The following is a 24620-nucleotide window of genomic DNA, read 5'->3' as shown; positions in this document are numbered from 1 at the left end:
TAATGGGTAGAGGAAAGTCCCAGAACGTTTAGTGTGATATCTTGACCATAGTATTCATCTGTTCCCATTTCCTTATACATGCTTCGGAGAATATAGTTGTGTAACTTTCGAAGAAGGCGACCATGTACCCATACGACTTGAATATATAAAAGAAGAAGCAAGAAGGAGGTCCTAAGTCCTCCCCTTGCTTCTCTGTATGGTTGTCCATATTTACGTAGTACAAGGCATTCATTCGGGCGAATTTAACCCTAAACGTATGCTAACACAGCAATTTTACCAACTTACTTGCTGCTTGTACCTTCATCTGTAGTTGCATCTTTGTCTGTTCCAGTCGTACCTTGGTCAGTCTTGGTATCCGTACCTGTGGAGTCATCCGTTTTTGGTTCGGTTGTTTTCTCTCCTTCAGTTCCTGTACCTGTTGTTCCTTCAGTCGTACCTTCAGTTGTGCCTTCTTCAGCTTTTTCTGTTTTTGGCAACTTCACTTCTTTTACGATTTTGTCCAACTCATTTTGCATGAACGTATCGATTTCAGCTGCAGCCAATTGGCTCTTCAGACTTTCTTTTTGTTCAGCCGTCAATTTGGCAAAGTCAGCTTCTGTACGAGCTTCCACTTTCATGACGTGGTAACCGTACTCTGTCTCTACTGGATCACTGATTTTGTTCAGTGGCAACGTTTTTGCAGCTTCCTTAAATGCCTCTACCCAGCTACCTACAGGTGTATTTTCATACAGTCCACCCTTTTCAGCAGAACCTGGATCTTCGGAATATTTTTTTGCAATTTCAGCAAAATCAGCTCCGCCATCCAACTTGGTTTTTACTTCTTTTGCAATTTTAAGTGCATCTTCTTTTTTACGCTCTTTTTGCGTTTTTGGATCTGTGAAGTTAATCAGCACGTGACGAACGGAAGCCGTTGTGAACTGATCTTTGTTTTTCTCAAACTCAGCCTTGATTGCATCGTCCGTAACGCCTGTTTCTTTATCTTTGATTACTGTCATGATCCGAGTCATGTAGTTTTTAATGTTATCGTCTGTCAGGTTCTGAGCTTTGAGCATTTCTGTCCATTGATCTGCCTGAACAGAAGCTTTCATTTTATCGAATTGCTCAGTTGCCGCTTTTGTACCGGCTGTTTTGGCATCTTCGCTTGCTTTGCCACTCAGATATTCATAAGCAACTTCCTGTTTCACCAGATACTCTTTGAAATCGTCCATATCCATCATTTGTGCATACTCCGGATAGAGGAATTTCATGACACGTTGCTCCATGTCGAATTCATTGGCTGTAATAGTACCACCATCATACGTAGCGACTACAGCACTTGTATCCGTCGATTCCGGTGTTTTTGCTTCTTCCTTCTTGCCACATGCAGCAAGCAGTGATAAGGATAGTACTGCGACCATGCTCACAGACAGTACTTTTCCTACTTTTTTATACTTTGGTAACATCCTTTAGTTCCCCCTTTGATTTAAAAGCAGTTTTCATGGACTCCAGAATTTTCTCTACCAGCTCCATCAGTTGCTTATCCCCAAGCCCCTTGCCTTTAGCGTGAATCAGCATATGGGGTCCTTGTTCAAATTGTACACGTCTTTCGAACTGATTTCCAATGTGCGCGATTTTCGAGAGTTCGAAGGCATGTTCACGCCCTTCATAGAACTTCACGGTAATGTCTTCACCACGTTGGGAAATGGACTCAATACCGTAGATTTTGCCGTATACTTTCATCCGCGCAACAGCCAGCAAGTTAATGACGGCTTCCGGAAGATCACCGAACCGGTCAACCAATTCGTCTTCCAACTCCATCGCATCGTCGAAGGATGCAATGACCGCCACTTTTTTGTAGATCTCAATCTTCTGAATACTGTCATAGATATAATCGGACGGCAAGTAGGCATCGATACTGAGATCCAGCGTTGTGTTCCACTGGTCGGTAGGTACCGGCTCCTCGCCAAGCATCGTAACTTTGCGTTTGTTGATCTCCTCCGCGAGCATCTGGGAATACAGATCAAACCCGACGGAAGCGATGAAACCATGCTGCTCCGCTCCTAGCAGATTTCCCGCACCACGAATCGACAAGTCACGCATGGCGATTTTGAATCCCGAACCCAGTTCGGTGAATTCTTTGATTGATTGCAGACGTTTCTCAGCAACTTCAGTAAGCACTTTATCCCGTTGGTACGTAAAATAGGCATACGCAATACGGTTGGAACGACCCACACGTCCGCGCAGCTGATACAGCTGGGAGAGTCCCATTTTATCCGCATCATGTACGATCAGTGTATTTACGTTCGGAATATCTACCCCGGTCTCGATGATACTTGTGCTCACAAGCACGTCATATTCACCATCCAGGAAGTCCAGAATCGTTTTCTCCAGCTCTGTTTCCGACATCTGACCATGTCCCACACCAACTTTGGCTTCAGGCACAAGCTCAGAAATTTCGGCAGCCATCTCCTGAATTCCCTGAACACGGTTGTAGAGGTAATACACTTGCCCACCACGGGCAAGCTCACGCTCAATCGCTTCACGAACAAGCGCTTGGCTGTGTTCAACCACATAGGTCTGCACCGGGAAACGATTCTCTGGTGGAGTCTCGATAACGGACAGATCACGCACACCCAGCATGGACATATGAAGCGTACGTGGAATCGGCGTTGCCGTCAGTGTCAGCACGTCCACATTGGTTTTCAGCTTCTTCAGTTTTTCCTTATGGGTTACACCGAAGCGCTGTTCTTCATCAACAATGAGCAGTCCCAGGTCCTTGAACACCAGATCCTGCGACAGCAATCGATGCGTCCCGATGACAATATCCACTGTGCCTGCCTTGATGCCTTTGGCTGTTTCATTCTGCTCTTTACGGGAGCGGAACCGGCTAAGCACATGAATGTTGAACGGATAACCGGAGAAGCGCTCACGGAACGTCTCAAAATGCTGCTGTGCCAAAATGGTTGTTGGCACGAGGACAGCCACCTGTTTGCCTTCAATAGCTGCTTTAAATGCAGCCCGAATAGCCACCTCGGTTTTGCCGTAACCAACATCCCCACACAATAAACGATCCATTGGACGGTTTTGTTCCATGTCCTTCTTGATTTCTTCGATCGCACGCACCTGATCACGTGTCTCATCATAAGGGAACATGTCCTCAAACTCTTGCTGCTCCGCAGAATCCTTGTCGAATCCAAACCCTTTGGAGGTCTGACGCTCTGCATACAGCTTAATCAGATCATCAGCAATATCCTGTACGGATGTGCGGACTTTATTTTTAACCCGTGTCCACTCATTGCCGCCCAGCTTGTATATTTTCGGTTCTTTTTCTTCGGAACCAACATATTTCTGAATCAGATCGATCTGCTCAATAGGTACAGACAGTTTGTCTCCACCCGCATAGAGAATATGCATGTAGTCCTTATGAATACCGCCAACCTCGAGGGTGCCAATTCCCAGGTACTTACCAATCCCGTGGTTCTGGTGAACGACATAATCGCCCACTTTTAGCTCGCTATAGGATTTGATCCGTTCAGCATTGTCTACATTCCGAATCGGTTTGCGTACTTTACGCTGTTTTTGCGAGAACATCTCGCCCTCGGTCACGACAGCCAAATGAATGGACGGCATTTCAAATCCCGTTTGCAAGTTACCAATCATCATCTCTGGCTCTGGAATATCATAGTCCATCAGTACCCGGCGCATCCGCTCGAGTCGCTCCTCACCGTTCGCCAGCATGAGCACTTGAACTCCGGCCTTCTGCCAGCGCTCCATCTCTGCCTTCAGAACATTCATCTGTCCATGGAAATCCTGCATGCCACGACTGATGAAGTTCAGAATGTTCTGTGGTTGGGTATGTGGAACCTGACGCAAAAAGATCGACATAAACAGCGTCTGGAATGAACGCTCATACAACAGTTCATCACCGTCGGCGGATAATGGAAGATCCGGAAGTGTTTTTCCGTTTTGCATCAGATGCAGATTCCACTCCGATTCATCACGGTCCAGCTGTTTGGATGTCTCCGATAGTCTGGCAGGTTCATCAAGGACCAGCAGGGTATCTTCTGGCATATAGTCGTAAATCGTTTTATTCTCCGGATAGAGCGGAGAGATATATTTATACATTTCGGAGAAATACACGTGCTCCCGCAAAAGCTCAATCTCCCGGTGAATTTCTTCACGAAGACGCAGCTTCGCCTGCCGGTCCGTCATTTTCTCCAGCTGTTGTTCGAGCAAAAGAGCAGCCGCATCGGCAGCCTTTTCCATCCGCTCACGATCTGCAATTAATTCCTTGCATGGCAAAACCGTAATCTCTTCAATCCGTTCAATTGAACGCTGATCGGCCGGGTCAAATGTCCGAATGGAATCGATTTCGTCATCAAATAACTCCACTCGATATGCGATCGATGAAGTAACCGGATAGAAATCGATGATACCTCCGCGTACACTCATCTCACCACGAGATTCTACGCGCTCCACACGCTCATATCCGAGCTTTACCATCTCCAGCAGGAAGGAGTCCAGTTGAAGTGTGTTGCCCTGTTTAATCAAAATTCGAGCATTGGCCATCACTTCCGGAAGCGGAACATAACGTCTTACCCCGGAAAAAGGAATAACAACAACGCCCCTGAATCCCTGGGCGCAGCGGACCAACACATCAATACGCTGACCCAATGTTTCCGGGCTGGAAACAGCAGCTTCCGCAGCGACAAGTTCGTTGGCAGGATAGATTAACACCTGATCAGGTGAAAGCGCTTCCTGTAAATCTTCTGCAATTTTTTGAGCTGAAAACATATTATGTGTTACTACGAGCAATGGTCGGTTCATTTCCTGATGCAGAGCAGCCAGCATAATCTGACGCGCCGAGCCGGATAGACCCGAAACCAATTGTTCCTTCATGCCGGACTTGATTCCGGCTGTAATGGACCCGAAGTCCGGATCTTTGGAAAAAGCCTGTATAAGTGCTTGTAACAAAAGGGGCACCTCTCTTATAACTTACTTGATTATCTCACGCATACGCGTAGCATCACTATTAAAATGGATACAAATTCCTTTTTGTCCTGTTTCATCATATCGGATTACTCGCAACATTGCCACATCTGTTGATGCGGCTGAGCCTAATTTCGAGATAGCCATGGCTTTCATGCAAACTGAAAAGAAGCCTCAGCAGGCTGCCAAGGCTATAAAAGGTGGAGCGTTATTACGCAACCGCCCTCAACTGTCATTCGATCCTGTACGGGCGATGTCTACTGAAGCGGACTCGCGAGCAGGCTAAGCTCCGGATTGTGCTCCAGGGCTTCCTTACAGTAATCACATGTAATCCGAACGGTAATGTCACCACCGGAATTATACGCTATTATATCCCTCCGCTCGTCGGGGGTCAAGAAATGAAAGCCAAGCTCCACTTCCGTTATCCGGGCAGAATCGATTCGTCCAATAAAGGTACGGCAATGCCTACATACGTAATTCACTGACATGTTTATGCCTCCTGAACATGGTTTATACATCCAGTATGTCCAGTATGGCTGAATCGAACCCGTCTTGTATGATCATTTTACCAGTATGTCTTACAAAATTAACCGTTAAACTTCGCCATTGTTTGTTCAAACGTATGAGTCAAGCTATGCTCCAGGGCATCACACGTTTGCTCAATGGTCTGATCAAGGGCTTCCTTTTCTTTCTTCATGAATGTCGACAGTACATAATCAACAATGGCATGTCCTGGTTCAGGCCGGGATATTCCCATGCGCACCCGGTTAAACTGCTGTGTACCGGTATGCTGAATAATGGACTTGATTCCATTATGTCCGCCTGCACTACCTTGGTAACGCAATCTGACTTTGCCAATCTCTGTATCCATGTCGTCGTACACAACAATCAGATCTTCAAGACTAACTTTATAAAAATCCATATATGCTCGAACCGATTCACCAGACAAGTTCATATAGGTCATTGGTTTGATCAGTACGGTTTTCACACCGCCAATATTACCTTCTCCAATCAGCGCCTTACATTTACTCTGTGTGATAGAGATATTATGACGATCAGCCAACCGATCCAGTGCCATAAAACCGATATTATGACGGGTTTTGGCATAGTTCGAGCCTGGATTTCCAAGTCCGACAATCCACTTCATCTTGTTCCCTCCTTCGGATTAGCCTGAGGTGAGGCATAGACTTCGAATCTTATATTTCATATAATATCAGGAAAGTAAAGATCGATTTACTGTAGTATTTACAGTTCATATTTTATCGACCCAGGAAGGTGAGCGGGTTTTGCGCGAAGACAATGGACAACTGACTCAACATAGCGATTTTATCTATCATCTCGAATATCACGTACCTGTACAGGTATACGACCGCGACACCCATATTGAGATTGGTCTAATCACACGTTTCGATAATCAATTCGTCGAAATTGCCGACACGCTTTTTCATCGGCGTCGTTTCCGATTTATCTCCCGCCCCGGGTATTAACCATATAAGATGAACGAACCATTTTACACTGGATCACTGCGCGTGCAGAAACATCTTCCGATCGCTGTTATCCCCAGATTTTTTTGATTCACTTTTCAAAGGGAAAATCCGGTGATAAAGGCGAACGCTTCACTTCTTCAGATCTTTTCTGCCCTCTCCGTTATTGTGTAAAGTAGTAGTTCAAATTATATGGACTGACCAGCGTCTGTTTCACTATTAATAAAAACGGCACGCCGACAGGGGTTACATTTTCCATTGAACCGGAAAACGTAACCCCTCTACTACTTTATGCAGACATCCTTATTCAATTTCAAACAGCTTGCTGATTGACAATTCCTCATGAACCCGGATAATCGCTTCTCCGAGCAAAGGCGCTACAGACAACACTTTGAGTTTGCTTGTCGGATTAGCATGCGTAATTGGAATGGTATCCGTTACGATAACTTCCTTCAATGGTGCATTCTCCAAACGTTCCATCGCAGGTCCGGACAATACCGGGTGAGTACAGCACGCGTATACTTCTTTTACGCCGCCTTCCATCAGAGCATTCGCTCCCAGTACAATCGTTCCCGCCGTGTCAATAATGTCATCGATCAGGATGGCTGTTTTACCCTCGATGTTACCGATAATGTTCATCACTTCGCTCACATTTGGCTCAGGACGACGTTTATCGATAATCGCCAGGGGTGCATTCAGGAAATCAGCCAATTTACGTGCACGCACTACGCCACCGTGGTCAGGCGACACGACAACTGGATTTTCGATCTGTTTCGACCGGAAATATTGAGCCAGAATTGGCACGCCGAGCAAATGGTCAACCGGAATGTCGAAGAATCCCTGAATTTGCATTGCATGCAAGTCCATCGCGATGACACGGGTTGCACCCGCTTTTTCAATAAGGTTAGCAACCAGTTTCGCTGTAATCGGGTCACGTGAACGTGCCTTGCGATCCTGTCTTGCATAGCCATAGTAAGGAATAACGACGTTAATCGTCTTGGCAGATGCCCGTTTGAGTGCATCAATCATAACGAGCATTTCCATCAGGTTATCATTAACCGGCAAGCAAGTGGACTGCACGATATAAACGTGACAACCCCGAACACTCTCGGAGAGTTTCACTTGAATCTCGCCATCACTAAAGCTGGTTGTATGAGATTCACCCATAGGGATCCCGATATAATCAGCAATTTGATGGGCAAGCTTGGGGTTAGAATTGCAAGTAAATATTTTTAATTTCGAATCAAAATAAGTCATAAAATAAAAACCCTCCGTGCTGGTTCATTGGAATCAATAAGCGTCTGCGACATGTCGGCACCTCCCCGATCTTCGGGAGGCAATCTTGTTATCAAAACCCCTTATTGGGGTTTGGCATTTTGTTTCTTGGCTTTGGCACGTCCGCGAATCTTCTCCGCATAACCAGGTTTATTCTCCTGACGTGGACGAGCAATAGCCAGATCATTCTCGGGAACGGAATGGGTAACGGTGGAGCCAGCAACCACATAAGCGCCTTTTCCTACCGTAATCGGTGCAATCAGATTGACGTTGCTGCCTACAAAAGCATCATCTTCAATCGTTGTCACAGCTTTATTATAACCATCATAATTGACAGTTATTGCCCCGCATCCAACATTTACGTTTTTCCCTACTTTGGCATCTCCGATATAGCTGAGATGAGATACTTTGGAACCTTCATCAATTGTAGCATTTTTCACTTCAACAAAGTCACCAATTTTTACGTTGCGACCCAGTTTAGTCCCTGGACGCAAATTAGCAAATGGACCTACCGTTGCATCAGAACCAACCTCGGCATTGGATACTACCGAATGTTTAATCGTAACTCCGTCCTGAATAATGCTGTCTTCCACATCTGCCTGAGGACCAATATGACATGCTTCACCGATGGAAGTTGTGCCTTTGAGAATCGTCCCCGGATACAAAACTGTATCTGATCCAATCGTAACATCCGCTCCGATATATGTCGATGACGGATCAATGATTGTAACACCGTTCAACATATGGCGTACGGCAAGACGTTCACGCATGAAGGCTTCGGCTTGCGAAAGTGCAAGTCGGTCATTAACCCCGATGGATTCTGCGATGTCATCCGACATGTAAGCTTCAACCACTTCTCCATCATTGCGGAAAATGCCAACTACGTCTGTGAGATAATACTCTCCCTGAGCGTTCTGGTTTGTCACTTTTTCCAAGGCAGCGAACAATTTTGCATTATCAAAACAGTATGTGCCTGTGTTAATCTCATTCACAGCATCTTCCTGCTCTGTGCAATCCTTTTGTTCCACAATCCGTTGTACAGATCCATCTTCTCCGCGAATGACGCGGCCATAACCTTTGGGATTGTCCAACTGAGCCGTAAGAACTGTGGCTGCTGCTCCGCTGCTCTCATGCAGCTTCATCAGACCTTCCAACGTCTCACTGGTCACAAGCGGTGTATCTCCACAGACCACAATTGTAGAACCTGTCTCGCCGCCAAGCAAAGATTTAACCTGCTTCACTGCATGACCTGTACCCAGTTGTTCTGCCTGGAGTGCATACTCTGCTCTGGAACCCAAAAATGACTGCACCGCTTCGGCACCATGACCGACTACAACTACACTGCGTTCAACGCCTGCGCTGAGTGCTGCATCCAGCACATGTCCAACCATAGGTTTACCGCATACGGGATGCAGTACTTTGTACAATTTTGATTTCATTCGTTTTCCTTGCCCTGCGGCAAGAACGATTGCCATTCGTTTCAAAATTAACGACCTCCTGTTCTGAAAATCCCATTGAAATGCATTGCTGATCTATATCCAATGAGTATCGTTCAGCCGGCTTCAAGCCGGTCCTGTTCATCGCCTGCTGTCTCTGTAATCACACGTAACAACGCGGACACCAACGAATCGTGACCTATATGTATACGCCGTGTACCTGCGAGCTTAACCGAATCCCGATGATTCCTAAGATGCCGCCCTGCCACCAAGCGCACGATGCGCTTTTTGTTCTCTGCTAATAAACTCAATACTGAATATATCTTATTCCGGTCAAAAAGAAAAGAGAGCCATAAGACATGGCTCTCTTTTCCTTCGAACCCCAATAATGTTCTCAGGCACCTTCTTCAATGACTTCTTCCTCAGTTGCCGCACGATCGTATTCAGTCAAAACTGCTGCCTGAATCTTCTCACGCGTACCGGAAGAGATCGGGTGGGCGATATCACGGAACTCTCCATCAGGAGTACGTTTGCTCGGCATAGCAACAAACATTCCGTTGTTACCATCAATGACACGAATGTCATGAACGACGAATTCGTTATCGATGGTAATGGATGCGATAGCCTTCATTCTCCCCTCCGAGTTAACACGGCGGAGTCTGACATCCGTAATTTGCATGTGTGTGTTCACCACCTTTTTCCATCAGAACTTGGTGTATAATTCCACACAGCATATACGAACTCCTTCTTTTTATAACCACAAAAATTTCCTAATTTCAGGAATTTTTTTATTTAATACACAATTCGACAACGTTAGTGCCAGGTCGATGGAAAAGACCTTTTAACGACATAACATTCGTCATCTTTCTACAGGTCAAAATAGTTACCAGGCTTGACGGAAATCTGTCTGCTCTTAGCATCAACCGCTGTCAGTTTCGCCAGAGATACGTAATCAGTTAACAGACGTTCTTCTGAATCTACAGAACCAGATTCCACCAGTACCCCTACCCCGGCAACAGTAGCATTAAACTCGGCCAAAAGATCGATCATTCCTTGCACCGTTCCCCCAGCCTTCATGAAGTCATCCACAATAAGTACTCTGGAATGCTCACGCATCGCCCGACGAGAGAGGGACATGGTATGCAGACTTTTATGGGACCCGGATACATAATTGATACTTACGGCCGATCCTTCTGTAGCCTGATGGTCCCTGCGTACGAGCACGACAGGCAGGTTGAGCTGGGCTCCAGTCGCATAAGCCAGTGGAATTCCTTTGGTTTCTACCGTCATAACCACATCAATATTCATATTGCCAAAGGCCGTTGCAAAGATCTTGCCGGCTTCATTCATCAATGCGGGCTGACCAAGCAAGTCTGACATGTACAGGTATTCTCCAGGCAAGATCCGATCAGGTTGCGCGAGCTGGGTCGAGAGCCGCTCCGCAAATGCCAGTGCCAGTTCTCGGGATACCTTCGGAATCCATCTTACTCCCCCGGCTGCTCCAGCCAGTGTATGCAGTTCTCCTGACCCACCTTCTTCGAACACTTCCTTGATAATCGCCAAATCTTCACTAATTGAAGACTTTGCGGCACCATAACGTTCGGCAAATGTGGTCAACGGAATAACCGTATGCGGTCTGGACAATAAGTATTGCGTCATTTCAACCAGCCTTGCGCTTCGTTTTAACTTCTTCACAGAGATCCATCCTCACGATCACGGAAACATCCAAATCCGAATAATTATTTAAAAATATACCACCTTTATACGTGTTTGTACATTATAAAAGCGAATTTTACGTCAACATACGTACAGCGTACACTTCTTTACAGAAACCACGCAGACCATTGTATACCCGGGCAACCTTCGATTCTTTGGAGACCAGCCCAAATACCGTTGGACCGCTACCGGACATTAACACGCCGTCTGCACCCAATCGAATCATGGCATCCTTCAGATGCTGAACTTCCGGATACAGTTTCAACGTTACATCTTCAAGTACATTGCCCATCTGGTTACATACTTCCGTAAATGATTGGCTGCGAATAGCCTGCTCCATTTTAGCCGCACTCGGATGACGAACAATCTTGTCACTGCGGAACCGTCCGTAGACATCGGCTGTAGACACATTGATCGGAGGCTTGGCCAGAATCACCCAGCATTGCGGCGGATTAGGAATGGGAGTTAACTTCTCACCACGGCCTGTAGCAAGTGCAGTCCCTCCTGTGATACAGAATGGAACATCCGACCCGAGTTCAGCTCCAAGCTCCTGCAGTTCGTGATCCGGTATATTCAACCGCCACAGACGGTTCAATCCACGCAGCGCTGCTGCTGCATCACTGCTGCCCCCGGCAAGTCCGGCTGCAACTGGAATCTTTTTATCCAGATGAATATGGACGCCCGTACGCACGTTATAGCGCTCCTTAATGAGTCTGGCTGCCTGGAAAGCCAGATTCTTCTCGTCCAGCGGAATATAACCCGCCTGACTGGAGATGAAAATAGTATCTCGCGGCAGCTCCGACATTTCCAGTCGATCAGCCAGATCGACCATGGTCATGATCATTTCAACTTCATGGAATCCATCGCTTCTTTTATGTAAAACGTCCAGCATCAAATTAATTTTAGCAGGCGCTTTTTCGTAAATTTTCAAGGCGTTCACCCGTCCTCACCTTTTCCCTAAGACAACTTAACATATTATATCAAAATGGGGCTGTCAAGTCATTTCTATTCCGCATCTAAGGGGAAAAAGCGGGGTTGTTCCTGACGGATTTCCCCGCTTTTCAGTCTGCTTGAACCGGATTAAGATTTGCGGGCAGCCTGCTCAGCAAGTTGAATGGCTCTTTTCACCATGTTTCCTGCATCCTTGGCTTTGATTCCACCCCAGCCTTCCTGTTGGACCGTATCATAGAAGCCAAGGTCTTTCGCAAGCTCATTCTTCAGATCCTCTGACATGACACTTCTTCTTCTGCGACTCATGAACCATCCTCCTCCAAAGTATCCTTCATAATGTGATGAGTTCGTTCACGTTTTGGACATCTTGCCATCAGGCCAAATTCAGTTTCCTGCATTGCTTAAGAAACTGTCCCTTCACCTGTCCATATAGTATGCCGCGACCGTTCCTCGCTCATTCCTGAGTATGTATGGGTTACGTTAAGGGCGAATTGGTGTTTAAAAAAACAAAAAAGCGATCCGCCTTGTGGGGCGAATCGCCTGTAAATCGATACTTACGTCTCCATATAGGAGCTATGCGTCTGGCTGCCCGGGTCATAAACCATGACTTCCACCGACTCCGTAAGTATATCCGCATAACTATAAGATACTCGCTTGAAGGTTTCTTGCTCCTCATCAAGCTTAACAATAAAAACAGAAGGGTACGTTTCTTCCAATACACCCGTACGCTCAATGGTCTTACGGCGGCCACCATTAGCCCGCAACATAATTTTCTGACCAATATGTGCATCGAGATTGCGTTTGATATCCAACAGCGTGTTTTTAGCCATTGTCGACGACCACCTCTTTTCTTGTCCATTATACCGGATTTTACAGTCATTGTCAAATCAAAACTAATTATTATATCAGCATCAAAAAGTTGTTGTCAATGAATTTTTTTGCAAACAAAAAAAGCCCCAAATTGGGACTTTAAATGGCCTACATCAGACTGCCGACGGGTTCACTTTTAGCGTAGATAAATCATTCAGCCCAGGCAGACCTACCCGGTAACTCCCCCGTGTCTCGACACCACCCACACCCTGGCTACCACTGATGGTATTGTGCAGAACATCACTCATATTGACCGTATCCCGCACAGAGGTGAAGGAGGCCTTGGCTGCCACATAGACCGGGTCAAGTGCATGAATGAGAATTCTGCCTGGAGAACTGGCAAAGTTCGCTCCAGCGCGCAGCAGTGCCTCAAAATGGGACTGACAGGCCCCTGCCACAATAGTGAGGGCGTCCAGATGGCGTTCATATTGTCTGGCCACCTGAATGGCCGACACAAAATTTTGCGAGTTCTTATAGCTACCAAGACTATATAAGTCATAGGGCTGACGTGTCTTTAGCACCCCATCATGACCCGTAATGACCACGATATCCGGACGTACTTTGGGTAATAAACGGTATAAGGTATCTGCCATTGCCGATTCATGGACATATTGTCCCTCTGCGGGCACACGAAGTTGCTCATAGAGATCCATACTTTTTTTCAAATAGTTCGGATCTCCATCCAGATGAAGCACCTTTCCAGGCATTTCAAAATAAGCCGGTTCCTGCTGAGCAGACCAATCTTGTACCAGACCTTCCCGATTCCGCTCAGCCTGTTCCATACGATTCTGCTGCAGACGGGACAGGGTCTGATGTGCTTTAATATGCGCCTGTCTGGTCTTGGCGCTTTGTGGTTCGTAGGGAACCTTTATCAAATCGTCCACCGGGGAATCGGCAATCAGCCGGAACTCAGTCCCTTTAATGACCGCAGCATCCAACTGGAGGCCTTCCACCCGAAAAGTCACATCGCCGCCGTATGACTTCCGAACGACCAAGTCTCCGATATTCATCAACGTAATCACCTCTACCCCATCGTATGGGCAGAGACCCGGTTTGGTTCATTCAAATTTTACAGCGCTGCACGTACCCCTGCTTCCCACATTACGGTGCTGAGTGTGGCATACTCTTGCAGACTCAACGTCTCTCCACGTCGGGACGGTTGAATGCCTGCCTGCTCCAGCAGAACGTCTGCCTGTTCCCGGTTCTCTTTTGTGAAGAAGCGTGCCTTCAGGTTGTTTGAGATTGTTTTTCTCCGCTGGGCAAAAGAAGCCTGTACCACTTCGAAGTAGTGTGCTTCATCCGGAATCTCCACTGGTGGTTGCTCACGCACTTTTAGCTTAATGACAGCTGATTCCACATTAGGTTGCGGAATGAAGACCGTAGGAGGCACAATGCACACAAGCTCCGGCATACTGTAGTACTGAACTGCGATGCTCAGACTGCCGTAGTCTTTTGATCCCGGTGCAGCAGCCATCCGTTCAGCCACTTCTTTTTGGATCATGACAACAATGCTGTCTACCGGCAGCTTCTCTTCCAGCAGTTTCATCATGATTGGAGTCGTTACATAATAAGGCAGGTTAGCCACAACACTGACTTTGTCCACGGATGCAAAATCCGTATTAAACAACTCAGCCAGATCAAGCTTCAACACATCCCCATGATGAACACGTACATTCGAATAAGGCTGCATCACTTCTCCCAAGATTGGGATCAAGCGCTGATCAATCTCTACGGCTGTGACAGGGCCGGCTACCCGAGCCAGTCGCTCCGTAAGGGCCCCAATACCCGGTCCGATCTCTAACGCCCCCTTGGACTCGTCCAAATCGGCTGCATTAACAATTTTGTTCAGTATATTTTGATCGATCAGAAAGTTCTGACCCAGACTTTTCTTAAATGAGAATCCGTGTCTTTGAATAATCTCTTTGGTTCGCTTGGGCGTTGCAATTTCTATCGTCTCTTCCATATCCTTCATATGCTCACAATCCTTCACGTTCAATTTGCGCTAATGCTGTAGAGAACTCTTCCCGTGTAATCTGAAATACACTGAGACGTTTGTGGAACTGCTTCCCGTTACAATAACCGATGCCCAGCAGATTGCCCATCTCCATGCGACGTGCAGCAGCCTGCGGATGCACAATAAGTCCTGCCGCAATCAGGTCCTCCCAATCGATCAGGCTCGGAGCACCTTCGTATGAAGTATGTACACGCGCCAGAGCATGACGGATCGCCTCAGGTGAGGCATTCTCCACCCCAATGTCACCTTTGCGTGTTGCATCGGCCTCCGGAATGAAGGCATGTTTACAGCCAGGGACCTTATTCGCAATAATTTTACGAATGCGTTCGCCAGCATGATCCGGATCTGTCAGTACAATGACTCCCCGTCTCTCCTGAGCAAGCGCAATCCGCTTCAGAATGCGTTGGTTGATGGCTGATCCACCTGTTTCTATTGTATCGGCTTCAACGGCCCGACGGATGGCTACCGTATCGTCACGGCCTTCCACCACAATGACTTCTTTTATCATGTTCCATTTCTTCCTTTCTAACGCAAAAAGAAGAGGAATATCCTCTTCTCTGCCAAACGGCGGGGGAGACTGAATTCAGACTCCTCCGCCGCATATTCCGCATGAATCATTCATGCAACTATTTTATAGCATTCCCATTTCAAAGTAAAACGATTTTAGTTCGCTTCCGGCTTCACCGGACCGATCACGTAGACCGTCTTGCCTTTCTTACGTCCAAAATTCAGGGCATGCTTCACACTGTCATAATATACATCAATTTTGTTGCCTTTAATGGCACCGCCTGTATCTTCCGCACGACGGAATCCCAGACCTTCGATATATACCCACCAGCCAATTGGAATGACTTTGGGATCAACCGCAATGGTGCGCCCTTCCGTTACACGAGTACCGGAAGCTGTTTTAGTACCAATGCCCGGCTCTTCGGAAGAGTAGGCAGTCATGGATACATTTTTAAGTACTTTGGAGTATTTAAAAGAAGTCCCGGATACGGTAATCACTTTGCTGCCCGAGGCAGATGTTTTCTTCGAGTTCGTTGTTGTAGCCTTTTTGGTTGTTGACGTTTGAGCCGATACGGTCTGAATCTCAGGTTCTTTCACGACCGGTTTTGCTTTGGTGCCGACAGCGATCACTTTATCTACACGATTATTCGCGACAGATTTGCCGACCATTTTTTTGGAGACCAATTCTCCATCCTGAAATACCTTTTCGATATGCTGCACAATTGTGCCTTCTTTGCCGTTCACAACGACACGGTTATCCCCTTTGTACAAGCTAGGGTCAGCCGTTTTAATGACTTTGTAAGCGATCGGTTGCTCTACATCCACTGTACGCTTTGTTACGCGCACTACACGGATCTTCATCTCCGCTTTGATCGCAGTGCCAAGCGCCGGATACACTTTATCATTACTCTCAACTTGAATACCTGATTTTTGAATTGCATCTTCTACCGATGAATCGGTTGTATACAGAGTCTTGGTGTCTCCGTCTGCCGTAATGTTAACTGGAACGGCCCGCTCAATAACGATTCGGTCTCCATCTGTAATCGCCCCATTCATGGACATGGATACCTTATCGTGAGGGCTGACTGTGATCGACTGCTCCTCCAGCATTTCCTGAAGCATTCCTGTACGAGTCTCTACCACCTGAGCCTTGCCATCAATAACCAGTGAAATTTGTTTCCCGGCCTGACCGTAAACGACTAACAAGATCATGATTGTAAGCGCAATTGAGAAAATCGCGATCAATGCCATTTGACGCATGTTCTCATGCTTCCACCGCAACGCGAAAGACTTACTGGATGATCGTGACTCATGGGTCTCTTCTGGTTGGAATGTGCCCACTTCTCCGTCCTCCTTCATAGCCTCGCCGTCTAAAGTAATGCATGATGTCTTTGACGTGACTATACCAAATTTTCTACAGAACACAGATCGGACCAACATAATCCGGTTCTGCACCATGAATCAATCTTCGCAACATGATGTCATCCTCCTGAATACCTACCGTATGATGACAATATTTCTTTTATTCAAAAACAAAAAAGCCAAAGAAAGAGTGTAAGAGGAACTCTTTCGTGGCTTCCGAATGATTTTGAATATCGGAAATTCATGCACGAGGTTGCCTCTCTTTTTCCGCTTGCGAGGTTAGCTGTCGGGTTCGGGCGAAAGAGAGCCGCCCTATCTTGGGTCACCCGCTCATGGCGGACGCCCTTGAATTCACCCCGAGACCCAAAGAAGAAATCAAATACGGCTTCGCAGTTCCCTTCGCTGCTTTTGGGTCAGCGAACGTTGCGCATCGGCCAAATACACCGATGTTTAAGCCCTATTGGTTCCCCCGCTCTCCGTTAACGGAGACTCAGCGAGACTGATTCATGAAAGTAATGTTGTTTCATCGGAAAGTGTCCCTTTGTTCATCCCCCGAACATCTGTCCAATTTTCCGCACAACAATTCACTGAAAAGATGATATCCTGTTTTGATGCATGTTGTAAAGCGTTGATCAAGTACGTTTTTCTGAATATTTGGTTAAAATATTGTAATATTCTTGATTTATTTGAATCAAAGGGCAAATTAACTCCGCTTACCTGCCTTTTTCACCTCATTTGCTCGTTTTTTTAACGAATTCCAAATCGTTCCATGGCATTTTTGGTTGTTATTGCAGCAATTTCCTCCACCGAAATGCCTTTAATTTCCGCAGCTGCCTCTGCAACCAGACGTACATGCGCTGTCTCATTTCGTTTCCCACGATAAGGGTGAGGTGTCAAATATGGAGCATCTGTTTCAATGAAAAACCGGTCCATAGGAACCTTCTCCAGTACCTCTTTGGGCTGCTTTGCATTTTTGAATGTGATCGGTCCTCCGAAGGAGAGATGGAAGCCCATATCGAGACAACTTTTCGCTGTTTCCCAGCTGCCCGAGAACGAGTGCATCACACCACCAACTTCACTCGCTTTCTCTTCACGCAAAATTCTTATGATATCCTCATGTGCATCCCGATTATGAATGACAATTGGCATGTTCACTTCACGAGCCAAAGCAATTTGTTGTCGTAATACGCGATGCTGTATTTCCTTCGGTGAAGTATCCCAGTGATAATCCAATCCAATCTCACCGATCGCAACCACTTTTTCATGCTTGCATAAAGATGCAATCCACTCCAAATCACCCTCCTGCATAGTGATCGCATCTACTGGATGCCACCCTACAGCTGCATAGATAAAGTCATATGTTTCAGCGAGTTTCATCGTAGTTGGAATCGTCTCCCGGTTAAAGCCAATGTTGATCATGCGACCAACTCCTGCATCCACAGCACGCTGAATCATGTCCTCGCGGTCCTCGTCGAATTGTGGTGCATCCAGATGTGTATGTGTGTCGAACAGCATCATGTTTGTATCTCCCTTCATGTCGAAATAACGACTATCTTCTTTTTCAAAATTCAATTTGTAAAATTCAATAATTCAATGACTCATACATAAAACATTTTGGGTATCTGTGTATTACATCATTACGTTTGTTTCTTCACAACTACAATATATAGAAGATATACGGATATTCTGATCTATATATTGCTGATTGTACCCATTCTACCTGCTTGCATTTACAAAATTATGTCGATCTACATATACTCCCCATTAAAGCAGATTACTGTATCATGAAAAATAGCTCTTTTAGAAAGTGTTTTGATATCGAAATTCTTCATCGGATTATACCCACACGATTACAAGAAATAGGGGCGTATATGTGACGGTAATTCGTGAATAATCGCATCCACCTTGTTTTGCGGGTAATACAAATGATGTTTCCCTCGGTGAAGCCCACTGATGGAACGGACAATGTCAGATACTTCTGACAACTCACGTAAATTGTCCTGTCGATCCAGAAGAAGAATCTGCTTATCTGTGGATTCATCCGGACGAAACACATCATACGGATTATCCGAAGGAAAATCAATTTCAAGATCATATTCGGGATCGAGACCAGCCTGTACAAAAGCTTCCCGAATCTCTTCCATCATTGTCAAGTCGACCTGTTCAAGCTCTACATACTTATATAACTTGCGATCCATAAAACGTTCGCATAACTCACTCAGAACAGTATCGTCCTCCTTGCGCCACTGCGTAAATGCCGTCTGAATTAATGCTTCATCCAACTGCAAATATTCATCTACGGATAATTCTCCTTCAAATAGTTGAGGGAGTGGATCAATCATGAAGCGGAATTGAAAACCATGCTGTATGAGTGTTTTCGCTCGCTTGAATATTTGCCGCAATATAATTTCAGAACTACGAGTCACCGGATGGAAGTAAATCTGCCAATACATCTGATACCGAGACATTAGGTAATCCTCCACAGCATGCATGCCTGACTCCTTGACTACAATCCGCCCATGATAAGGACGCAGCATCCGAAGGATACGATCAAGGTCAATCGTGCCGTAATTTACACCTGTAAAATAGGCATCCCTGAGCAAATAATCCATTCGGTCTGCATCAAGCGGACTGGTCACCAAGTTCACCACAATCGGCTTTTCATACGTTTTTTGAATGACAGACGCTACTTTGTCAGGAAAATCAGGAGCATACCGTCTTAAGATCGCCCCTACTTCGGTATCACCTGTAATAATGCGACAAGTCCAATCTTCGTGATTCATGTCAAAAGCTTCCTCAATGGAATGAGAGAATGGCCCATGCCCGAGATCATGAAGTAGAGCTGCACAAAGAGCTACAATCTTTTCTTCCTTCGGCCAATCCGAATAATGACTTCTTTCAAATTGAGAGATGATCTTGCGTGTGATCTCATAAACACCTAGTGAATGTGAGAACCGACTATGCTCTGCTCCGTGAAATGTAAGGTAAGAAGTACCCAGTTGACGAATCCGGCGTAAACGCTGAAATTCCGGGGTGTTAATTAACTGCCATATAACCGGATCTTGCACGTGGATATAATTATGTACCGGATCTTTGAATACTTTCTCTTCCGTTAAACGTTGTTCCATGTCGACTCACTCCTTTAATTTCTTTTATATTAACGCTTTGAACTCTACGATTCACCTAAGATTCGACACGTTATGACGAACTTTGTCGAATGAAGTAGTTTTGTCGTTTTCCAAATCGACAAAGCTGACATTGAGGTTTAAATGCGAAAAACAGCTTCCAATCCCTTACCACCAGTAACCTTGTGAAAAACAGCCTTAATTTTAAGCTAATTTTAAGGTTGACTGATTTGGGAATCGTTGGTATGATGAGTATCATAAAACATAAAATAATGTCGAATAATGACAATGATAGTTAGCTGAGAGGAGCACTGATTATAATGATGAAATCAACAGGTATTGTAAGAAAAGTGGACGAACTGGGACGGGTAGTTATTCCAATTGAATTGCGCCGTACGCTCGGTATTGGTGAAAAAGATGCTCTGGAAATCTATGTTGACGGCGAGCGCATCATGTTGAAAAAATATGAGCCTGCTTGTATCTTCTGTGGTAATGCAGAGAACGTTACTTACTTCAAAGGTAAAATTGTTTGTAACGAATGTATTTCCGAAATCCCTGCACCTGTGACAAAATAAGAAAAACCAGGTATACTGGACTTATCTAAATTGTTATTTCTAACCTTTTTAATATTCCTTAATGACCTTCCCGGTGTGAACCCCACCGCGGAAGGTATTTTTTTGCCTTGTTATGGGTTCCATTACCCAAAATAATTCTGTCACACGCGAACCGCGGAAGAGAACGATGAAATTTGTTTGGAATTTTTTTGAGCCACTCTGCTCTTTTTAATATTCCACTAAGGTTGGATATAAGCTTCTTTTCAAGTTATGTTCCCCACAACAGAAGATATTGGGTTAGATTACTGCTCGATTAATGCATTATATACATCACGCTTCGTCAGGCCGCGATCGGTAGCCGTTTTTTTCATTGCATCTTTGCGGTTATGTCCTTCACCCTCATAATGGCTGACATGATCGGCGAGTGACATGAGCTGCCACCATGCTTCGCGCTCAGCCTTACGCTCCTCTTCCTTAATGCCTTCTACCAGCAAACAGTACTCGCCAAGAGGCGGATGTTCTTCAAGCCAATCTATACATTCCTTCACAGTGCCCCTTGCGAATTCCTCATGACGCTTGGTTAGTTCACGAGCCAGGACAATCGAGCGATCACCCAGAATTTCTTCGAGGTGGACTAATGTTTTCCGAATACGGTGAGGCGATTCATAAAATAACAAAGTCCCGTTGGATTCGTCAAAAGCCTCCAGCACTTTTCGCATGTCCTTTTTCTCCCGCGGCAAAAAACCGCCGAATGTAAAACGCTCCGTCGGTAATCCGGACACGATCAGAGCAGACAACGCAGCGTTTGGTCCAGGGATGGGAATGACCGTTATTCCTGCCTCCAGTGCAAGCTGTACAAGGTCAGAACCAGGGTCCGAAATGGCTGGCAAACCAGCATCGCTGACAAGTGCCAAATTTTTTCCTTCTATTATATAGCGTATCAGTTCAGGTCCACTCGCCCCCTTATTATGCTCATGATAACTAAACAGCATCGAAGGTGTAATTTCAAAATGGGTCAGCAGTTTTCGGGTCTGGCGTGTATCTTCTGCTGCAATGATGTCACAACTCTGCAATGTCTTGATGGCTCGGAAGGTCATATCCTCCAGATTACCAATGGGTGTTCCAACCAGATATAGCTTGCCTGACCCTTCAGGTTGCTCCGCATAGCTTTTCTGAATATGCAAAGTCATCTAAAGCCCTCCTTTCGTAGTACGTTCAGCATGTTGCTGACCATAGTAAATATCCATAATCTCTTCGCAGTATTTCCCCTCTTCATTGTAGACAATGAGTGGAGGAAGCATCCTTACTTCTGGTTTACCATCTTTCATTCCTTCAATTAATACCATGTTGGCTTCCAGATGAGCACGGGGATGTACCATCCGAATCCGCTTTGGCTCCAGCTTATACTCGCGCATGAGCGAGATAATCTCTGCAAGTCGCTGCGGACGATGAACCATCGATACTTTTCCGCCATTACGTACAAGTCGACTGCAAGCCTGTATCACTTCTTCCAGGGTACATCCGATCTCATGACGTGCCATTGCCTGATGTGTGTTCATCTTGAGATCACTGCCGTTCAGGGGCATGTATGGAGGATTAACCGTTATTGCATCGTATACAGCATGTCCTGTTTCTTTTACCAGTTCTCGCAAATCACCTTCACGAACCATAATCGACTCATTCAATGCATTTAATTGCACACTGCGACGTGCCATATCAGCCAAACGTGGCTGAATCTCGATCCCTTCCAGACTAGCCTGCGTACGCGTTGTAAGCAGAATGGGAACCACCCCGTTACCCGTACACAAATCAAGTACACGACCCCGTTTAGGTACGGAAGCAAACCGGGCTAATAATACGGCATCCATCGAAAAACTAAACACTTCATCACTTTGAATGATTCTCAGATCATGAGAGAGCAGATCATCAATCCGCTCTGACTCATGTAACACAACTTCATTTGCTTTCATATGTTACGCTCATCCTCCGGTACTCTATATCTCATGTTTGTTTAGTTTAGGTTTATAACCTTGAAAAAAAACCGTAGGGGATCCCTACGGTCACTTCATTTATTCAAAAAAGACAGGCAGAACAGACAATCGCCTTCCGTCCGCAGATGTCCATAATAGACGTTGCAGATATGGAAGCCTTCGTGATACAACCGGGCCAGATTATCATACCCTTCACCCACAACATCTTCACCTGTAGCCGGACCTGCTGGTCTTGCTACGGGAGCGAGTGCTGAGGAGATCGGCAGATCTGCCGGAGCCTCACGTTTGAGCAGTTTGCGTAACTGCTCGTTCTCGATGGTAAGCCGCTGATTATCCTCAAGCAGCTCCTTCACAATCATTTTTAACTCTCCTAAATCACCGTGCAACTGACCCAGTTGGGTTTCCATTTCATGAATGTGCGTAAACAGATTTTTCTTTTCCAAGTTTCCACCCCGAAGCAACCTTTATGGTTTACTTGATAACGACGTCATCCAGCGGAAGTTCTTTGACTTTACTGATGTCGAACAGTTGAACATGGACTGTGCGGCTACCGGCATTAATTCCGACAACTTTTCCTTCACCCAATGAGGTGACGACCAATTTGCCTACAGCTGGCAGTTCTTCTCTCACACTTTCATAGTTATCATGCTCAAATTTCAGACAGCACATGAGTCTTCCGCACAACCCTGAAATTTTCGTCGGATTCAGTGACAGGCTCTGATCTTTAGCCATCTTGATTGATACCGGCTCAAAGTCTCCCAGCCAGGAAGAACAACACAACACACGGCCGCAAGGTCCGATTCCGCCAAGCATCTTCGCTTCATCACGTACACCAATCTGTCTCAGCTCGATTCGTGTCCGGAATATGCTTGCCAGATCCTTGACCAGCTCCCGGAAATCAACTCTTCCTTCAGCTGTAAAATAAAATATAATTTTATTGCGATCAAACGTAAATTCCACATCGACCAGCTTCATTTTGAGGCCATGGTCTTTGATTTTATTTAAACAAGTACCGAATGCTTCTTTGGCTGCACGCTTGTTCTCATCAACCACACGGGCATCTGTCTCGCCCGCAACGCGGATGACTTTCTTCAGCGGCAACACCACATCGGACTCGCCCACTTCCTTCTTACCTACAACAACCTTACCGTACTCAACCCCCCGCGCTGTCTCCACGATAACGCAGTTTTCTTTCTCAATGGGAAGGTCCAGGGGATCGAAGTAATAAATTTTGCCCGCTTTTTTGAAACGGACACCCACTACACTGTACAAAAAATTAACCCCCTTGTAAGCCAACCCCACTTCGTCTGAAGCCCCGTCTTCTTAGGGAACCGGCCGAAGTTATAACCGTTTGCATATGATTGGAGCTAACTCTGCCCTCTCCCAGTCTTATGCCAAACCGATCAAAAATTGCTCCAGACAAAGCTGGCCATTGACGTTGAAACGCAATTTTTTTCTGCATGCTGCGGCCATATCCATATAGGAGACCCACTGCTCTGTGCTGCGGGTATGTGCCAACTGAGATAACATGTCTAACTGATCTATAAAAACGATATGTTCATGCCTATCGTACTGAACATAAAGCATGTCCCTAAACCATAGATGGAACAAACTAAGCAACATGTCCAGATGTTCAGAGAGTCCGGTTTTAAAAAGCTTCTGCTGTGCAGAGATCAATGATGTACTTCCTCTACCCAGGGACTCCTTCCCTAATTGTAACATTACGTTTCTAATTTCTGCAAACCAATTCTGCTGGAGAATTTCTCTACATGCTTCCAATCCTGACGCTAAATGGACGGCAGAGCGAGCCAGATTGGCAGGGTGCCCTTCCTCGATCAGAGATTGCAGCATCTCTTCCGGATTCAGTGCGCTGAACGGCACCAATTGGGAGCGTGAGCGGATCGTTGGCAACATGGCCTGTCCATTATCTGTAATCAGGATGCCGACTGCTGGTACCTGCGGTTCCTCCAGAAATTTGAGCAAACTATTTGCTGCCTGAACCGTCATTTTCTCGGCTTGTTCTATAATATATACTTTGGGATGACCTGCCTCTGATCGATATGAAAAGATACGCTGCAGATCCCGGATTTGATCTATTTTAATGTTGTTTCCATCTGGTGCAAGCATGGTTAGATCCGGATGGTTACCATGATCCACCTTACGGCATTCAAGACACTGCCCACAAGCGTCATCTTCAAGCTCTGTACAGAATATTGCCTTGGCAAAGGTAATTGCCGTCTTCCGTTGCCCACTACCAGCTGGACCGCTAAACAAATACGCATGGCTTATTGCATGACGTCTCAAACTGCTTTGTAACATTTGCTTGGCCGCTTGTTGACCCATAATCTGTTGAAAGGACATACTTCC

Annotated in this window: 25 protein-coding genes and 1 riboswitch; of the genes, 2 read left to right on the top strand and 23 right to left on the bottom strand. The window is 45.9% G+C overall.

Annotated features, from left to right (window positions below; translation table 11 throughout):
- Positions 1 to 281: 281 nt before the first annotated feature.
- From QNO02_RS00230 to pth, 4 genes are all read right to left on the bottom strand, one after another.
- Complete coding sequence (locus tag QNO02_RS00230) at positions 282 to 1442, bottom strand: peptidylprolyl isomerase (RefSeq protein ID WP_289390807.1); 1161 nt, start codon at positions 1440 to 1442, stop codon at positions 282 to 284.
- Entirely contained in the window at positions 1426 to 4953 is a 3528-nt protein-coding gene (mfd, locus tag QNO02_RS00225; protein ID WP_289390806.1) for a transcription-repair coupling factor, read from the bottom strand. Before mfd ends, QNO02_RS00230 begins: the two co-directional genes overlap by 17 nt.
- A gap of 272 nt (positions 4954 to 5225) precedes the next feature.
- On the bottom strand, positions 5226 to 5456 hold the full coding sequence (gene fin / locus QNO02_RS00220) for an anti-sigma-F factor Fin (protein WP_017691368.1): 231 nt from the start codon (positions 5454 to 5456) through the stop codon (positions 5226 to 5228).
- Between the two features lie 98 nt (positions 5457 to 5554).
- Complete coding sequence (gene pth / locus QNO02_RS00215; protein WP_091039104.1) at positions 5555 to 6115, bottom strand: aminoacyl-tRNA hydrolase; 561 nt, start codon at positions 6113 to 6115, stop codon at positions 5555 to 5557.
- A 139-nt stretch (positions 6116 to 6254) separates the two neighbouring features.
- Between pth and QNO02_RS00210 the strand changes: the two genes are divergently transcribed.
- Positions 6255 to 6455: a hypothetical protein gene (locus QNO02_RS00210; RefSeq protein WP_024633712.1), complete on the top strand. Its 201-nt coding sequence runs from the start codon at positions 6255 to 6257 to the stop codon at positions 6453 to 6455.
- 300 nt (positions 6456 to 6755) lie between these two features.
- Here the strand turns inward: QNO02_RS00210 and QNO02_RS00205 are convergent, their stop codons facing one another.
- From QNO02_RS00205 to QNO02_RS00140, 14 genes are all read right to left on the bottom strand, one after another.
- Positions 6756 to 7709 carry a ribose-phosphate diphosphokinase gene (locus QNO02_RS00205; RefSeq protein WP_017691370.1) on the bottom strand — a complete coding sequence of 318 codons (954 nt, stop codon included), beginning with the start codon at positions 7707 to 7709 and terminating at the stop codon, positions 6756 to 6758.
- Between the two features lie 101 nt (positions 7710 to 7810).
- Positions 7811 to 9202, bottom strand: coding sequence for a bifunctional UDP-N-acetylglucosamine diphosphorylase/glucosamine-1-phosphate N-acetyltransferase GlmU (gene glmU / locus QNO02_RS00200; RefSeq protein WP_371129110.1), 1392 nt, complete (start codon positions 9200 to 9202; stop codon positions 7811 to 7813).
- A gap of 77 nt (positions 9203 to 9279) precedes the next feature.
- The gene (locus tag QNO02_RS00195; protein ID WP_133387509.1) at positions 9280 to 9474 is read right to left on the bottom strand and encodes a hypothetical protein; all 195 of its coding nucleotides are present in this window, start codon (positions 9472 to 9474) and stop codon (positions 9280 to 9282) included.
- An 83-nt stretch (positions 9475 to 9557) separates the two neighbouring features.
- Positions 9558 to 9842: a septation regulator SpoVG gene (gene spoVG / locus QNO02_RS00190; protein WP_017691372.1), complete on the bottom strand. Its 285-nt coding sequence runs from the start codon at positions 9840 to 9842 to the stop codon at positions 9558 to 9560.
- A gap of 188 nt (positions 9843 to 10030) precedes the next feature.
- Positions 10031 to 10858, bottom strand: coding sequence for a pur operon repressor (purR, locus tag QNO02_RS00185; RefSeq protein ID WP_017691373.1), 828 nt, complete (start codon positions 10856 to 10858; stop codon positions 10031 to 10033).
- Positions 10859 to 10955: 97 nt separating this feature from the next.
- Positions 10956 to 11810, bottom strand: a complete 855-nt coding sequence (gene ispE / locus QNO02_RS00180) for a 4-(cytidine 5'-diphospho)-2-C-methyl-D-erythritol kinase (RefSeq protein WP_133387510.1) — start codon at positions 11808 to 11810, stop codon at positions 10956 to 10958.
- Between the two features lie 149 nt (positions 11811 to 11959).
- A complete protein-coding gene (locus QNO02_RS00175; protein WP_017691375.1) occupies positions 11960 to 12136 on the bottom strand; it encodes a small, acid-soluble spore protein, alpha/beta type in 177 nt (58 codons plus the stop codon).
- Between the two features lie 248 nt (positions 12137 to 12384).
- A complete protein-coding gene (gene veg / locus QNO02_RS00170) occupies positions 12385 to 12660 on the bottom strand; it encodes a biofilm formation stimulator Veg (protein WP_017691376.1) in 276 nt (91 codons plus the stop codon).
- A 153-nt stretch (positions 12661 to 12813) separates the two neighbouring features.
- On the bottom strand, positions 12814 to 13710 hold the full coding sequence (yabG, locus tag QNO02_RS00165) for a sporulation peptidase YabG (protein ID WP_289390805.1): 897 nt from the start codon (positions 13708 to 13710) through the stop codon (positions 12814 to 12816).
- A 59-nt stretch (positions 13711 to 13769) separates the two neighbouring features.
- Positions 13770 to 14672, bottom strand: coding sequence for a 16S rRNA (adenine(1518)-N(6)/adenine(1519)-N(6))-dimethyltransferase RsmA (gene rsmA / locus QNO02_RS00160; protein WP_289390804.1), 903 nt, complete (start codon positions 14670 to 14672; stop codon positions 13770 to 13772).
- A gap of 4 nt (positions 14673 to 14676) precedes the next feature.
- Positions 14677 to 15222 carry a ribonuclease M5 gene (gene rnmV, locus QNO02_RS00155; RefSeq protein WP_017691379.1) on the bottom strand — a complete coding sequence of 182 codons (546 nt, stop codon included), beginning with the start codon at positions 15220 to 15222 and terminating at the stop codon, positions 14677 to 14679.
- 155 nt (positions 15223 to 15377) lie between these two features.
- Positions 15378 to 16562 (bottom strand): resuscitation-promoting factor, encoded by a 1185-nt coding sequence (locus QNO02_RS00150; RefSeq protein ID WP_091039099.1) that lies wholly within the window; start codon positions 16560 to 16562, stop codon positions 15378 to 15380.
- A 273-nt stretch (positions 16563 to 16835) separates the two neighbouring features.
- Positions 16836 to 17089, bottom strand: a riboswitch (cyclic di-AMP (ydaO/yuaA leader).
- Positions 17090 to 17330: 241 nt separating this feature from the next.
- Positions 17331 to 18101 (bottom strand): TatD family hydrolase, encoded by a 771-nt coding sequence (locus tag QNO02_RS00145; protein WP_174806491.1) that lies wholly within the window; start codon positions 18099 to 18101, stop codon positions 17331 to 17333.
- 332 nt (positions 18102 to 18433) lie between these two features.
- Positions 18434 to 19711 carry an HD domain-containing protein gene (locus QNO02_RS00140; protein WP_091039097.1) on the bottom strand — a complete coding sequence of 426 codons (1278 nt, stop codon included), beginning with the start codon at positions 19709 to 19711 and terminating at the stop codon, positions 18434 to 18436.
- 317 nt (positions 19712 to 20028) lie between these two features.
- Here QNO02_RS00140 and QNO02_RS00135 point away from each other — a divergent pair, with 317 nt between their 5' ends.
- The gene (locus QNO02_RS00135) at positions 20029 to 20283 is read left to right on the top strand and encodes an AbrB/MazE/SpoVT family DNA-binding domain-containing protein (protein ID WP_024633700.1); all 255 of its coding nucleotides are present in this window, start codon (positions 20029 to 20031) and stop codon (positions 20281 to 20283) included.
- Between the two features lie 281 nt (positions 20284 to 20564).
- On the opposite strand, the gene rsmI is transcribed toward QNO02_RS00135, so the two are convergent.
- The 5 genes from rsmI to holB form a co-directional block, all read right to left on the bottom strand.
- Positions 20565 to 21452, bottom strand: coding sequence for a 16S rRNA (cytidine(1402)-2'-O)-methyltransferase (gene rsmI / locus QNO02_RS00130; RefSeq protein WP_091039095.1), 888 nt, complete (start codon positions 21450 to 21452; stop codon positions 20565 to 20567).
- The gene (locus QNO02_RS00125) at positions 21453 to 22232 is read right to left on the bottom strand and encodes a tRNA1(Val) (adenine(37)-N6)-methyltransferase (protein WP_091039093.1); all 780 of its coding nucleotides are present in this window, start codon (positions 22230 to 22232) and stop codon (positions 21453 to 21455) included.
- A gap of 95 nt (positions 22233 to 22327) precedes the next feature.
- Entirely contained in the window at positions 22328 to 22696 is a 369-nt protein-coding gene (gene yabA / locus QNO02_RS00120) for a DNA replication initiation control protein YabA (RefSeq protein WP_017691386.1), read from the bottom strand.
- A 28-nt stretch (positions 22697 to 22724) separates the two neighbouring features.
- Positions 22725 to 23525: a PSP1 domain-containing protein gene (locus tag QNO02_RS00115; RefSeq protein WP_053778939.1), complete on the bottom strand. Its 801-nt coding sequence runs from the start codon at positions 23523 to 23525 to the stop codon at positions 22725 to 22727.
- Positions 23526 to 23642: 117 nt separating this feature from the next.
- On the bottom strand, positions 23643 to 24614 hold the full coding sequence (gene holB, locus QNO02_RS00110; RefSeq protein WP_076216771.1) for a DNA polymerase III subunit delta': 972 nt from the start codon (positions 24612 to 24614) through the stop codon (positions 23643 to 23645).
- Between the last annotated feature and the right edge of the window lie 6 nt (positions 24615 to 24620).

Origin of the sequence: Paenibacillus sp. PK1-4R (genome assembly GCF_030369595.1) — a bacterium.
GTDB lineage: Bacteria > Bacillota > Bacilli > Paenibacillales > Paenibacillaceae > Paenibacillus.
The sequence above is the reverse complement of the archived record's forward strand: the minus strand, read 5'-3'. Positions and strand labels throughout refer to the sequence as shown.

Excerpts from the sequence above, each read along its gene's own strand:
- QNO02_RS00230 (WP_289390807.1), bottom strand. The coding sequence starts at position 1,442 with ATGTTACCAAAGTATAAAAAAGTAGGAAAAGTACTGTCTGTGAGCATG.
- fin (WP_017691368.1), bottom strand. The coding sequence starts at position 5,456 with ATGTCAGTGAATTACGTATGTAGGCATTGCCGTACCTTTATTGGACGA.
- pth (WP_091039104.1), bottom strand. The coding sequence starts at position 6,115 with ATGAAGTGGATTGTCGGACTTGGAAATCCAGGCTCGAACTATGCCAAA.
- QNO02_RS00205 (WP_017691370.1), bottom strand. The coding sequence starts at position 7,709 with ATGACTTATTTTGATTCGAAATTAAAAATATTTACTTGCAATTCTAAC.
- glmU (WP_371129110.1), bottom strand. The coding sequence starts at position 9,202 with ATGGCAATCGTTCTTGCCGCAGGGCAAGGAAAACGAATGAAATCAAAA.
- spoVG (WP_017691372.1), bottom strand. The coding sequence starts at position 9,842 with ATGCAAATTACGGATGTCAGACTCCGCCGTGTTAACTCGGAGGGGAGA.
- QNO02_RS00175 (WP_017691375.1), bottom strand. The coding sequence starts at position 12,136 with ATGAGTCGCAGAAGAAGAAGTGTCATGTCAGAGGATCTGAAGAATGAG.
- veg (WP_017691376.1), bottom strand. The coding sequence starts at position 12,660 with ATGGCTAAAAACACGCTGTTGGATATCAAACGCAATCTCGATGCACAT.
- yabG (WP_289390805.1), bottom strand. The coding sequence starts at position 13,710 with ATGAATATCGGAGACTTGGTCGTTCGGAAGTCATACGGCGGCGATGTG.
- rsmA (WP_289390804.1), bottom strand. The coding sequence starts at position 14,672 with ATGAAGGATATGGAAGAGACGATAGAAATTGCAACGCCCAAGCGAACC.
- rnmV (WP_017691379.1), bottom strand. The coding sequence starts at position 15,222 with ATGATAAAAGAAGTCATTGTGGTGGAAGGCCGTGACGATACGGTAGCC.
- QNO02_RS00145 (WP_174806491.1), bottom strand. The coding sequence starts at position 18,101 with ATGATGCTGTTCGACACACATACACATCTGGATGCACCACAATTCGAC.
- QNO02_RS00140 (WP_091039097.1), bottom strand. The coding sequence starts at position 19,711 with ATGGAACAACGTTTAACGGAAGAGAAAGTATTCAAAGATCCGGTACAT.
- QNO02_RS00135 (WP_024633700.1), top strand. The coding sequence starts at position 20,029 with ATGATGAAATCAACAGGTATTGTAAGAAAAGTGGACGAACTGGGACGG.
- rsmI (WP_091039095.1), bottom strand. The coding sequence starts at position 21,452 with ATGACTTTGCATATTCAGAAAAGCTATGCGGAGCAACCTGAAGGGTCA.
- QNO02_RS00125 (WP_091039093.1), bottom strand. The coding sequence starts at position 22,232 with ATGAAAGCAAATGAAGTTGTGTTACATGAGTCAGAGCGGATTGATGAT.
- holB (WP_076216771.1), bottom strand. The coding sequence starts at position 24,614 with ATGTCCTTTCAACAGATTATGGGTCAACAAGCGGCCAAGCAAATGTTA.